This window comes from Nocardia sp. NPDC055050, assembly GCF_053608345.1.
The window spans coordinates 502,553-514,749 of record NZ_JBSGVG010000001.1 but is presented as its reverse complement, the minus strand read 5'-3'; the positions used below and the strand labels follow the sequence as shown (position 1 = coordinate 514,749).

Annotated in this window: 10 protein-coding genes; 9 read left to right on the top strand and 1 reads right to left on the bottom strand. The window is 65.4% G+C overall.

Annotation, left to right across the window (positions count from 1 at the left end; translation table 11 throughout):
* Nucleotides 1-126 precede the first annotated feature (126 nt).
* On the bottom strand, nt 127-954 hold the full coding sequence (locus ACWGCN_RS02645) for an HAD family hydrolase (RefSeq protein WP_378637961.1): 828 nt from the start codon (nt 952-954) through the stop codon (nt 127-129).
* Nucleotides 955-1,040: 86 nt separating this feature from the next.
* Here ACWGCN_RS02645 and ACWGCN_RS02640 point away from each other — a divergent pair, with 86 nt between their 5' ends.
* The 9 genes from ACWGCN_RS02640 (at nt 1,041) to ACWGCN_RS02600 (ending at nt 12,153) form a co-directional block, all read left to right on the top strand.
* Entirely contained in the window at nt 1,041-2,018 is a 978-nt protein-coding gene (locus tag ACWGCN_RS02640; protein WP_449966924.1) for an ABC transporter permease, read from the top strand.
* Nucleotides 2,015-2,983 (top strand): ABC transporter permease, encoded by a 969-nt coding sequence (locus ACWGCN_RS02635; protein WP_378989479.1) that lies wholly within the window; start codon nt 2,015-2,017, stop codon nt 2,981-2,983. The genes ACWGCN_RS02640 and ACWGCN_RS02635 overlap by 4 nt, the downstream gene beginning before the upstream one ends.
* The gene (locus tag ACWGCN_RS02630; protein WP_387445975.1) at nt 2,980-4,824 is read left to right on the top strand and encodes an ABC transporter ATP-binding protein; all 1,845 of its coding nucleotides are present in this window, start codon (nt 2,980-2,982) and stop codon (nt 4,822-4,824) included. The genes ACWGCN_RS02635 and ACWGCN_RS02630 overlap by 4 nt, the downstream gene beginning before the upstream one ends.
* A 31-nt stretch (nt 4,825-4,855) precedes the next feature.
* Nucleotides 4,856-6,550 carry an ABC transporter family substrate-binding protein gene (locus ACWGCN_RS02625; protein ID WP_387445976.1) on the top strand — a complete coding sequence of 565 codons (1,695 nt, stop codon included), beginning with the start codon at nt 4,856-4,858 and terminating at the stop codon, nt 6,548-6,550.
* A complete protein-coding gene (locus ACWGCN_RS02620) occupies nt 6,547-8,235 on the top strand; it encodes an ABC transporter family substrate-binding protein (protein ID WP_452460080.1) in 1,689 nt (562 codons plus the stop codon). The genes ACWGCN_RS02625 and ACWGCN_RS02620 overlap by 4 nt, the downstream gene beginning before the upstream one ends.
* Before the next feature lie 32 nt (nt 8,236-8,267).
* Nucleotides 8,268-9,938, top strand: a complete 1,671-nt coding sequence (locus ACWGCN_RS02615) for an ABC transporter family substrate-binding protein (RefSeq protein WP_378989474.1) — start codon at nt 8,268-8,270, stop codon at nt 9,936-9,938.
* On the top strand, nt 9,935-10,576 hold the full coding sequence (locus tag ACWGCN_RS02610) for a hypothetical protein (protein WP_452460081.1): 642 nt from the start codon (nt 9,935-9,937) through the stop codon (nt 10,574-10,576). The genes ACWGCN_RS02615 and ACWGCN_RS02610 overlap by 4 nt, the downstream gene beginning before the upstream one ends.
* A gap of 87 nt (nt 10,577-10,663) precedes the next feature.
* The gene (locus tag ACWGCN_RS02605; RefSeq protein WP_452460082.1) at nt 10,664-11,401 is read left to right on the top strand and encodes a FadR/GntR family transcriptional regulator; all 738 of its coding nucleotides are present in this window, start codon (nt 10,664-10,666) and stop codon (nt 11,399-11,401) included.
* A gap of 125 nt (nt 11,402-11,526) precedes the next feature.
* The gene (locus ACWGCN_RS02600) at nt 11,527-12,153 is read left to right on the top strand and encodes a sterol desaturase family protein (RefSeq protein ID WP_379312214.1); all 627 of its coding nucleotides are present in this window, start codon (nt 11,527-11,529) and stop codon (nt 12,151-12,153) included.
* The last annotated feature ends 44 nt before the right edge of the window (nt 12,154-12,197 follow it).

Sequence of the window (12,197 nt, the reverse complement as noted above, 5' to 3'; positions counted from 1 at the left end):
CGCTCGAGCGGGGCCCTTCGGGCCCCTGATCTTCCCTCCCTCCGGGCACTCCTTCGTCGCACCCTCCACTCAGTCCAGATCAGGGCGGGCCCCTTCGGGTAGAGACATACGGGGTGCGGCTCTCGGCTAGCGCCACCAGCGTTCGAGGACCATCGCCACACCGTGGTCGATATTGCTGCCGGTCACCTCGTCGGCCGCGGCCCGGGCCTCGGGATGGGCGTTGCCCATCGCGACGCCGTGCCCGGCCATCGCCAGCATCGGGACATCGTTGGGCATGTCGCCGAAGGCGACGATCGACGAGTGTTCGGCGCCGATCCGGCGCGCGACCTCGGCCAGCCCGGACGCCTTCGTCACCTGCGGCACCGCCAGCTCGATCAGCCCGCTCTCGGTGGAGTAGGTGATCTCGGCGCGGTCGCCGATCAGCGGGGCCAGCGCCGCGCGCATGTCGGAGCTGCGGGCCGAACTGAGCCGGATGAGCATTTTGATCGCGGGTGAGTCGATCACCTCGGCGTGTGAGACGACGGTGTCGTCGGGGTTGAGCCAGGCGTGTTCGTACGTCGGTGAGCTGACGAACTGCGGGGTCACGGCGTCGTGCGCGCTGGCCCCGACCCGCTCGGTGGCCAGGCCGCAACCCGGCAGCGCGTGCTCGGCGATGTCGGCCAGCCAGCTCAGGGTCTCGACGTCGAGGGTGTGGCTCGACAGCACCCGATCGGTGGCGCTGTCGTAGATGACCGCGCCGTTTCCGCAGATGGCGAGCGGTGCGTACCCGAGCTCACTGACGACCGGGTCGATCCAGCGCGGCGGGCGGCCGGTGGCGAGCACGAAGGTGGCGCCGTCGGCGACGAGGGCCCCGACGGCCGCCTTGGTGCGCGCCGAGATCTTGTCGGAATCGTCGATCAGGGTGCCGTCGACGTCGCTGGCCACCAGCAGCGGTTTCGGGTGCAGGTGCGTCATCCCATCTATCCTGCCGCACGTCGCCACGCGGGGACGCCGGACTGTCCCTATGATCAGGGCCTGATTACCCGATCCAGAGGGGACTGATGACCGGCTTCTTGTTGCGGCGCACACTCAACTACGTTGTGCTCCTTCTGCTGGCATCATTTCTGACGTTCAGCCTCGCATCACTCACGTTCAACCCGCTCGAGAGCCTCGAGCAGCGCAACCCACGCCCGCCGCAGTCGGTGATCGACGCGAAGGCCGACCAGCTGCATCTCGACGAGCCGATCCCCCAGCGCTATCTCACCTGGCTCGGCGGCGTCGTGCAAGGGGATTTCGGGACCACCCTGTCCGGGCAGCCGGTAAGCGAGGAACTGGGCAGGCGGGTGGCGGTGAGTCTGCGGCTGCTGATTCTCGGTTCCGTCATCGGCACCGTGCTCGGTGTGCTGATCGGTGCGGCGGGGGCGATCCGGCAGTACAAGTTCAGCGACTATTTCTCGACGGTGCTGTCGCTGCTGATCATCTCGACACCGATCTTCTTGCTGGCGACACTGCTGAAATACGGTGCGCTGCAGATCAATACGATGACCGGTTCACAGATCTTCCTCTACACCGGCGAGACGTCGGCCACTCAGGTCAACGGTTTCTGGAACGAAATGGTCGACCGCGCACAACATCTGGTGCTGCCGACCCTGGCGCTGGCGCTCTACGGCATGGCCGGCTACAGCCGTTACCAGCGCAACGCCATGCTCGACGTATTGCAAAGCGACTTCATCCGAACAGCGAGAGCCAAAGGCCTCAGCCGTAATCGCGCCCTGTACAAGCACGGCCTGCGTACGGCGCTGATTCCGATGGCCACCCTGTTCGCCTACAGCCTCGGCGGCCTGATCACCGGCGCCACCTTCGTCGAGAAGATCTTCGGCTGGCACGGTGTCGGCGAATGGCTGGTCGATTCGATCAACGCCCAGGACCTTTACGTCGTGGTGACGGTGACGGCGTTCGCCGGCCTGGTGGTGCTGGTGTCGGGCCTGCTCTCCGATGTCGTCCTTGCCCTGCTCGACCCGAGGGTGCGTGTCTCATGACCGAAACCGAACTCATCGCCGTCGGCGCACCCGAGGTCGCCGCCGCCGGGCGTCGCAAACTGGTGTGGCGCCGTTTCCTGCGCAACAAGCCCGCCGTGGTCGGCGCGGTGGTCCTGGTGGTGCTGCTGGTCGCCAGTTTCGCGCTGCCGCCACTGCTGCCGTGGGACTACCAGCAGATGGACTACAAGGCGCTGCTGAAACCGCCGAGCCTCGAGCACCCGTTCGGCACCACGCAGATCGGTCAGGACGTGCTCGCCCAGACCATGCGCGGCCTGCAGAAGTCACTGATCATCGGCTTCTGCGTGGCGATCTGTTCCAGCGTCATCGCCGCGACAGCGGGTGCGGTGGCCGGGCTGCTCGGCGGTTGGACCGACCGCGCGATCATGTGGTTCGTCGATCTGCTGCTGGTGGTCCCCAGTTTCATCATCATCGCGCTGTTCGCGCCGCGCACCAAGGGATCCGGATCGATCGCGATCCTGATCGTGCTGCTGAGCGTCTTCGGCTGGATGATCGCCGCGCGCATCGTCCGCGGCCTCACCTTGAGTCTGCGTGACCGCGAATTCGTCCGCGCCGCGCGGTATATGGGCGCACCGACTCGCACGGTGATCCTCAGTCACATCATCCCGAACATCGCCTCGATCCTGATCATCGACACCACACTGGCCGTCGGCGCGGCGATCGGCGCCGAAACCGGTTTGAGCTTCCTGGGTTTCGGTGTGCAGCCGCCGGACGTCTCGCTGGGTTCACTCATCGCGGCGGGCACCAAATCGGCACTCACCTATCCGTGGCTGTTCCTGTTCGCCGGTGGCCTGCTGATCACGATCGTGTTGTCCGCCAACCTGGTCGGCGACGGCCTGCGTGACGCGTTCGACCCCGGTGCCCGCGGTGCGCGCAAGTCGCGCAAGGAGGTCGCCGAGCACAAGGACCAGGCGCAGGTGGAGTTGAAGAAAGCCGAGAAGCGATGACCGCGTCGACCGCACCCCTGCTCGAGGTCACCGACCTGCGGGTCTCGTTCCCCGGCGAGGAAGGCCGCGTCGAGGCGGTGCGTGGGGTGAACTACACCGTCGCCGACGGCGAAGTGCTCGCCATCGTCGGCGAGTCCGGTTCGGGCAAGTCGGTGTCCTCGCTCGCGGTGATCGGCCTGCTGCCCGACCAGGCACGGGTGCAGGGATCGGTGCGCCTGCGCGGCCGCGAACTGCTGGGCCTGGGCGACAAGCAGATGTCGAAGCTGCGCGGTTCCTCGATCAGCATGGTGTTCCAGGATCCGCTCTCCGCGCTGACACCGGTGTATCGGATCGGTGATCAGATCGCGGAAGCCCTGCTCGCGCACGGCGAGATGAGCCGCAAGGAGGCAGGCGAGCGGGCCATCGAGCTGCTCGAACTCGTCGGCATCACCGATGCCAGGGCCCGTTCCAGGGCGTTCCCGCACGAGTTCTCCGGCGGTATGCGACAGCGCGTGGTGATCGCCATGGCCATCGCCAACGATCCCGCGCTGATCATCTGCGACGAACCGACCACCGCGCTCGACGTGACGGTGCAGGCCCAGATCCTCGCGCTGCTGCGCAAGGCGCGCGATATCACCGGCGCGGGCGTCATCATGATCACCCACGACATGGGCATCGCGGCCACCGTCGCCGACCGGGTCGCGGTGATGTACGCGGGCAAGGTCGTCGAAACCGCACCGGTCGCAGAACTTTTCGCGGCGCCGCGCATGCCGTACACCGTCGGCCTGCTCGGCTCCATCCCGCGCATGGACGGCCCGCCGCGCACCCCGCTGATTCCCATCCTCGGCGCCCCGCCCGCCATGCACGCCCTGCCGCCCGGTTGCTCGTTCGCGCCACGGTGCCCGGTCTCGATCGGCGACTGCACCGCCGCCGAACCTCCGCTGGAGAAGGTGAGCCCCGGTCACTCGGTCGCCTGCATCCGCACCGCCGAGGTCGGCACGCACCAGCTCTTCGAGGCCTACCGCAAGGAGATCCCGGCCCCGGCGCACCCCGACCGCACCGACGACGATGTGGTCCTGCGCGTCACCGACCTGGTGAAAACCTTCCCCCTCACCTCCGGGGTGCTGCTGCGCCGCCGCACCGGCGAGGTCCGCGCGGTCGACGGCATCAGCTTCTCCGTGCGCGCGGGCCGCACCCTGGCGCTGGTCGGCGAATCCGGTTCGGGCAAGTCGACCACCCTGTCGCAGATCATGGACCTGGCGCCCCCGCAGTCGGGCAGCATCGAGGTGCTCGGCAACGACGTCGCCACCCTCACCAAGGCGCGCACCCGCGAGATCCGCCGGAGGATGCAGATCGTCTTCCAGGACCCCAGCTCGTCGCTGGACCCGCGCCTGCCGATCTTCGACGTCCTGGCCGAGCCGCTGCGCATCGACGGCCGGTCACGCGACGAGGTCAACCGGCGGGTGCCGGAGTTGCTGCGGCAGGTCGGGTTGCGTCCCGAGCACGCCGATCGCTACCCCTCGGACTTCTCCGGCGGCCAGAAGCAGCGCATCAGCATCGCCCGCGCGCTGGCCCTCGACACCCAGCTGCTGGTCCTCGACGAGCCCGTCTCGTCGCTGGACGTGTCGATCCAGGCCGGCGTCCTCAACCTGCTGCGCGACCTCCAGGCCGAGCACGGACTGTCCTACCTGTTCGTCTCCCACGACCTGTCGGTGGTGCGCAACCTCGCCCACGACATCGCGGTGATGCTGCAGGGCAAGATCGTCGAATCCGGTCCGGCCGAGCAGATCTTCGCCGATCCGCAGCACGAATACACGCGCTCGCTCATCGCGGCCGTACCGGAACCCGTCGTCAGCGGCTGAGAACGTCGGTCCAGCCGAAAGAGGAGGCGCCATGAGAACCCGTCGAATGCAAGCAGGCCGCAGGGCCCGATTGCGATGTGCTGCCGTGGTGGTGGCGGCCGGGATGATCGTGGCGGGTTGTGGGAGTGGCAACGAGTCCGCGACCGGGCTGAGCGATGCGATCGGGTCCACCAGCGACATCAACCCCAAGGGTGTCGATGAACTGCGCGAGGGCGGCAACCTGCGCTTGGCGACCACCTCGTACCCGGCGAATTGGAACACGCTGTCCAACGACGGAAACGAAGCCGAGATCGCCGAGATCGTGCGCCCGATGATGCCGCGCTCTTTCGAGATCGATGCGGCGGGCCAGCTCAGTGTCGACACCGACTATTTCACCGATGTGGCGCTGACCAGCACCGACCCGATGCAAGTGACGTACTCGATCAACCCGAGTGCGGTGTGGTCGGACGGTTCGCCCATCACCTGGGAAGATATCGCCGCCCAGGCGAACGCGCTCAGCGGCCGGGACAAGCGCTACCTGATCGCGATCACCAACGGCTTCGAATTCGTCGAGAAGGTGGAGCGGGGCACCGATGACCGCCAGGCGGTCCTCACCTTCAGCACGCCCTTCGCCGACTGGCGGGGCCAGTTCGCGGGTAACAGCACTCTGTACCCCAAGTCGGTGACCAGCACGCCGGAAGCCTTCAACACCAGCCTCGTCGATGCGATCAGCCTCACGGCTGGTCCGTTCGCCGTCACGAACACCGACCGATCGCAAGGCCGAATCGTCTTGGGCCACAACCCGAAATGGTGGGGCGACAAGCCGGTCCTCGACACCATCACCTACAGCGTGCTCGACCGCACCTCGTGGGTACAGGCTTTGCAGAACAACGAACTCGACCTCGCCCAGCTCGCCACCATCGACGACGTGAAGACAGTCGGCGGCACGGAGAACCTGGTCATCCGCCGGGCTCCCGGTAATCGCTGGCGCCACATCACCTTCAACGGCGCGCCCGGTTCGATTCTCGCCGATCCAGCTGTCCGCGTGGCGATCTCGAAGGCGATCGACCGGCAGGGCATCGTTTCGGCCATCCAGAACGGACTCGTCGAAAACCCCCGGCCGCTGAACAACCACGTTTTCCTCCAGGGCCAAAAGGGCTACCAGGACAACAGCCTCGGCTACGACCCGGACGCAGCGTCGCGCGAACTCGATGCCCTCGGCTGGGTCCGCACCGGTGACAGCCGTACCAAAGACGGTCGCAAGCTCGTTATCCGCGACGTCATGTACAACGATCCGACCTGGGTCCAGATCGCGCAGATCATCCAGCAGAACCTGGCCACCATCGGCGTCGAACTCACCATCGATACCAAGCCCGCCACAGGCTATTTCACCGATGTCATCCAGCCCGGCGATTTCGATGCCGCGCAGTTCATCTTCCAGGGCGACCCTTTCCCCCTCGCCAGCCTGCGCCAGATCTACTACTACGACCCGAACGACCTCCAAGGCAACTTCGGTCGCATCGGATCCCCTGAACTCAACGCGCTCATCGAACGCACACTCACCGAACTGGATCCGCAAAAGTCCATCGCCCTCGCGAACCAGGTCGACCGCCAGGTATTCGAAGAAGGCCACTCCCTCCCCCTGATGCAGTCCGACGGCAGCTTCGGCGCCCGCACCACCCTCGCCAACATCGGCTCCCCCGGGTTGGCAACGTACGACTACACGAAGATCGGATTCACGAAATGACCACAGCTACGTACGCCAGGCGGCTCCGCCAGGCAGGTTTCCGCATCGCGGTGCCCGTTTTCGCTATGACGTTGGCGATTGGTGGTTGTGCGTCCGATGACAGTTCGCAGATCGGCGCAGATTCCATCGGTGCCGTGAACGACATCAATCCCAAGGATGTCAGTGAAGTCCAGGACGGTGGCAACTTCCGCCTGGCGCTGACTGCTTTCCCTGAAACCTTCAATTCGGACCATGTGGACGCGAGTGCCGATGTCTCGGCAGTCGTCGGATGGACGCTGCCGGGCACGGTCACGGCGAACGCGGCGGGTGAGCTGTCGGTCGACCACGATTACTTCACCGATATCCAACTCACCGGCACCGCGCCGCAACAGGTGACCTACACCATCAATCCGAAAGCAGTATGGTCTGACGGCACTCCCATCACCTGGGAGGACATGCGCTCCCAGGCACAGGCACTGAGCGGCAAGGACGTCGCGTTCCAGGTCCGCGGCACCGACGGATTCGACCGGGTGGAGAAGGTCGAGCGCGGCGTCGACGATCGCCAGGCCGTGGTCACCTTCGCCAAGCATTACGCCGAGTGGAAAGGCATGTTCAACCCGCTCTATCCGAAGGCATCCACCGAATCACCTGCCACGTTCGAAAACTGGGCACGCAATAGTCTGCCTGTATCCGCAGGTCCATTTATGGTCGGCGCGATCGACCGCGCCCAACAGCGCATCACGCTGAATCGCAACCCCAAGTGGTGGGGCAATACGCCCAAGCTCGATACGATCACCTTCGCCGTGCTCGACTACTCCGCGCGCATGGCAGCCCTGCAGAACAACGAACTCGACGCGGCTTCCATTTCCGGCATCGAGGAAGTGAAGACTGCGGCCGGTTCGCCGGGGCTGGTTGTGCGGCGCGCGCCATCGACGACCTACTCGCACTTCACCTTCAATGGCGCCCCGGGTGCGATTCTCGAGGATCCGCAATTGCGGGTCGCGATCTCGAAGGCGATCGACCGACAGACGATCGCGAACGCACGCCAGAACGGCTTGGTAGAGAAGCCGGAGCCGCTGAACAACCACATCTTCATGAAGGGCCAGAAGGGCTACCAGGACAACTCCGCCCCATTGTCCTACGACCCTGCTGCAGCCGCCAAGATGCTGGACGACCTGGGCTGGAAGCTCAACGGTGAGGTCAGGGAGAAGAACGGGCGAAAGCTCGAGCTGACCGACGTCATGTACCAGCAGGACGCCTGGGTGCAGATCGCCACGATCGCTCAGCAGAATCTGGCCGCAGTGGGTGTGAAGCTGAATATCCGCACCGTGCCGGGTAACGGTCTGTTCAAAGACGTCGTCGACCCGGGCAACTTCGATATCGTCCAGTTCAGCTGGTCCGGTGGCATTCTGCCGCTCGGCGTATTGCCGCAGATCTACGCCTACGACCCGAACAACCGGCTGAGCAACAAGGGCCGAATCGGAACCCCTGAACTCAATGCGCTGGTCGAAGAGACCATCGCCGAGCTCGACCCGGAAAAGGCCATCGAGCTCGCCAACAAGGCCGACCGGATGATCTTCGATATCGGGTTCTCACTCCCCATCGTGCAGTCACCCGGCGCGATTGCGGTGCGCTCTACGGTAGCCAACTACGGTGCCTTCGGTCTCGCATCGACAGATGCGACCAAGGTCGGCTTCGTCAAGTAACTCTCCGCCACGCGCGGAAAGGAAGGATCACCATGCGAATTCGCTCGCTGGGTACCAAGTTCGCCATTCCGTGCGTGGCGGTCGGCCTGATCCTGTCAGGCTGTTCCTCCGACAACGCCGTTACACCGGGCACCGCCACGATCGGCAGCACCAACGACATCAACCCCCACGATGTGGCGGACCTGCGTGATGGCGGCAATCTGCGGTTGGTGTTGAGCTCGTTCCCGGAGTCGTTCAACTATCTGCAAGTCGACGGCGGCACCGAGAGCACCGGTGACGTGATCGAACCGACGTTGCCCGTGGCATACACCAGCAATGCGGCCGGGGAACTGGCGATCAACCACGACTACTTCACCGATATCCAGCTCACCGGCAACAACCCGCAGCAGGTCACCTACACGATCAATCCCAAGGCGGTGTGGACCGACGGGACGCCGATCACCTGGGAGGACATGCGTTCGCAGGCGGCGGCGCTGAGTGGACGTGACACGACGTATCTGATGACAGCCACCAGCGGCTTCGAGCGGGTGGAGAAGGTCGAGCGCGGTGTCGACGACCGGCAGGCGATCGTCACCTTCTCCCAGCCCTATGCCGAATGGCAGGGTCAGTTCAGTCCGCTGTATCCGAAGGCCACCACCGAGTCCGCCGCCGCGTTCAACGACCGTGATCGCAACGGGCTCGCGGTGAGCGCGGGCCCGTTCCAGATCAGCGCGATCGATCGTGGACAGAACCGAATCACGTTGAGCCGCAATCCGGCATGGTGGGGCGCCACCCCTAAGCTCGACACCATCACCTTCAGCGTGCTCGACAGTTCGGCGTGGCTGCCCGCGATCCAGAACAACGAACTCGACATCGCCTACATGTCAGGCATCGAGAATGTCACCGGCGCGAAGCAGGCCGCCGGCGTAGTGCTGCGGCGCACGCCGGAGCCCAGCTGGTCACACATCACGTTCAACGGCGCGCCGGGTTCACTGCTCGAAGATCCGCAGGTGCGAATCGCTATCTCCAAAGCGATCGACCGTCAGGGCATCGTCAACGCGTCCCAGAATGGCGTAGTCGACGATCCGAAGCCGCTCAACAACCACATCTTCATGAACGGGCAGAAGGGGTACCAGGATAATTCGGCACCCATCTCCTTCGACCCGACCGCGGCCGCGAAAATGCTCGACGACCTGGGCTGGAAGCTCAACGGCGACGTGCGTGAGAAGAACGGCCGCCGCCTCGAGATCCGCGATGTGATGTACCAGCAGGACGGTTGGGTCCAGACCGCACAGATCGTCCAGCAGAATCTGGCACAGATCGGGGTGAAGCTGAACATCCAAACTGTGCCGGGTAGTGGACTTTTCAAGGACGTAATCGACCCGGGAAATTTCGAGCTGGCGCAATTCAGCTGGGGCGGTAGCTATCTCCCGCTCGGCGCGTTGCCGCAGATCTACGCCTATGATCCGAACAACTTGCAGTCCAACAAGGCACGGATCGGTTCGCCGGAGCTCAATGCCCTGATCGAGCGGACCATCGCCGAACTCGACCCCGACAAGGCGCGCGAACTCGCCAATCAGTGCGATCAGATGATCTTCGCCGAAGGCTATTCGATTCCGCTGAACCAGGCTTCGGGAACGTATGCGGTGCGGGAGAATCTCGCGAACTACGGCGCGTTCGGGCTCGCCACCGCCGACTACACCAAGGTCGGCTTCCTGAAGTGAGCGACGGCCCGGCGCGCGCACTCACCTATCCGCTGCTCGTCACGAGCGGCACCCTCGCGGTGATCGCCGTGTGGGTGCCGTTCGCGGATGTCGATCAGCTGAGTGCGCTCGCCGTGGTCGCTCTCGCCGTACTCGCCTATACCGCGTATCAAGGCGGACTTGCCTTCGGGGTTTTCCCGAGCGGGCTTGTTGCGACAGGGGCTGTGCGCGGTAGGCGGGTTCGGCAGCAGTATCGGCTGGTCAGCCGGTCGTGGCTGGAGATCAGCAGTGGTGATCGGATGGTGTGGCAGCCGGTGTTCTATGAGCCGGCGCTGTCGACGCTCAATCCGGCCGAGCTGGAGCTGACCGCCCGATCCATCCGCGCGGGGGACACGCGATTCTTCCCCTCGGGGCGTGTGCGCACCACCGAGCCGGCGGGCAAGCTCGTGGACAATCCCTCCCGCCCTATCGATCCGCCCACGTTCGGGATCGCCCGCCGTCTGGTCCTCGATATTCAGCAGGCGGTCGGCGCTCCCCTCGTCGGCCTGCTGTGGGTCTATGTCATGAACGGCGGAATCGGCGCGTTCGTCGCCACCACGACGGTCGCCGCCGCCACCTTCACCTGGCTTTCCGCCATCCGGGGCTCCGACCCCAGCTAGACCACCAGGTAGCTTTGCCACCCTTCTTTCGTGATCCAACTGGTCTGACCACTTGACCTCTTACCTCCGATGGCGCATCATCGAGGTATGGCATGGACTCCCGTGGTGAAGCGCTCGGTTTCCGGTGATGTGTTCGAACAGATCGCCGCCGAAGTGCTGGGCGGGGAATTGGCGGCGGGAAGCACGCTGCCGAGTGAGCGGCAGCTGGCCGAGGCGCTGGGGGTGTCGCGGCCCGCGGTGCGGGAGGCGTTGCAGCGGTTGGCCGCGGCGGGGCTGGTGGCCGTTCGACAAGGCGAGGCGACGACCGTTCTCGACTATCGGCGCAGCGCCGGACTGGAAGTGCTTCCGCGACTGCTGCTTCGGGGTGATTCGATCGATCCCGCGGTCGCTCGCAGCATTCTCGAGGCGCGGCTGCACAACGGGCCGAAGATCGCCGAGCTGGCCGCCGCGCGGGTTCGATCGCGCGGCGCGGACGATTCGCGCGTCGCGAGCGACCTCGCACTGTTGGGCGAATCCGTCGATTCCCTTGTCGCCGAATCGGATCCACTCACCCAGCAACGGATCGCCCTCGAATTCTGGGACCACATCCTCGACCTCGCCGATTCGATCGCCTTCCGGCTGATGTATTCCATGCTGCGCGCCGCTTACGAACCCGCCTTGGCCGCGCTGGCGCCGATCATGTCCGCCGAGGTGGGCAATGGCGTCGCCTATCGAGACCTGGCCGCCGCGATCGCCGCGGGCGAGCCGGAACGGGCCGCCGACACCGCTCGAGCACTGCTCGGGCCGGCGACCACCGCCCTGATCCATGCCCTCGACGGGGCATGATCCACCCGAGGAATGACATGACCGATCACCGTCCGACAACGACGTCGCACGACTCCGAAGAATCCCGTGCGACCGAAACCCGCCGAACTCCTGACCGAGGCTCGCCACGGTCGATCCGGCGCAGCATGCCCCTGAGCGAGGCGGCCCGCGAATTCCTCCGGCATCCGTCACCCTGGATGATCGCCGCGGTCTTCGTGGTCGCGGCCGGTACCCGCATCGCCATCGGCGACTGGCAGCTCACCGATGCCCTTGTCCCCGTGGTGATTCTGGCCGCGTTCCCGCTCATCGAGTGGATCATCCACGTCACCGTGCTGCACTGGCGTCCACGGCATCTCGGCCCGCTGACTCTCGACAGCGAGCTGGCCCGCAAACACCGCGAGCACCACGTCGACCCGCGTGACATCCCGCTGATCTTCATCCCGCCGAAGTCGCTGCTGCTCACGATCGTCGCCCTGGTCGCGATCGCCCTACTGGCCTTCCCCCGCACCGGCCTCGGCCTCACCTTCCTGCTCACCATCACCACACTCGGCCTGCTCTACGAGTGGACGCACTACCTGATCCACACCGACTACAAGCCGAAACGTGCCCTGTACCGGGCTATTTGGCGTAACCACCGCCACCACCACTACAAGAACGAGCACTACTGGTTCACCGTGACCACCTCCGGCACCGCCGACCGCCTCCTCGGCACCGCCCCCGACCCGGCCACGACACCGACCTCCCCCACGGCGCGCAACCTCCACGCCGGCTAAATCCCAGGGCACACCTCGGGGCAGCACTCAGACCCGGCTCGCAC

Excerpts from the sequence above, each read along its gene's own strand:
- ACWGCN_RS02640 (WP_449966924.1), top strand. The coding sequence starts at position 1,041 with ATGACCGGCTTCTTGTTGCGGCGCACACTCAACTACGTTGTGCTCCTT.
- ACWGCN_RS02630 (WP_387445975.1), top strand. The coding sequence starts at position 2,980 with ATGACCGCGTCGACCGCACCCCTGCTCGAGGTCACCGACCTGCGGGTC.
- ACWGCN_RS02645 (WP_378637961.1), bottom strand. The coding sequence starts at position 954 with ATGACGCACCTGCACCCGAAACCGCTGCTGGTGGCCAGCGACGTCGAC.
- ACWGCN_RS02625 (WP_387445976.1), top strand. The coding sequence starts at position 4,856 with ATGAGAACCCGTCGAATGCAAGCAGGCCGCAGGGCCCGATTGCGATGT.
- ACWGCN_RS02620 (WP_452460080.1), top strand. The coding sequence starts at position 6,547 with ATGACCACAGCTACGTACGCCAGGCGGCTCCGCCAGGCAGGTTTCCGC.
- ACWGCN_RS02600 (WP_379312214.1), top strand. The coding sequence starts at position 11,527 with ATGCCCCTGAGCGAGGCGGCCCGCGAATTCCTCCGGCATCCGTCACCC.
- ACWGCN_RS02605 (WP_452460082.1), top strand. The coding sequence starts at position 10,664 with ATGGCATGGACTCCCGTGGTGAAGCGCTCGGTTTCCGGTGATGTGTTC.
- ACWGCN_RS02635 (WP_378989479.1), top strand. The coding sequence starts at position 2,015 with ATGACCGAAACCGAACTCATCGCCGTCGGCGCACCCGAGGTCGCCGCC.
- ACWGCN_RS02615 (WP_378989474.1), top strand. The coding sequence starts at position 8,268 with ATGCGAATTCGCTCGCTGGGTACCAAGTTCGCCATTCCGTGCGTGGCG.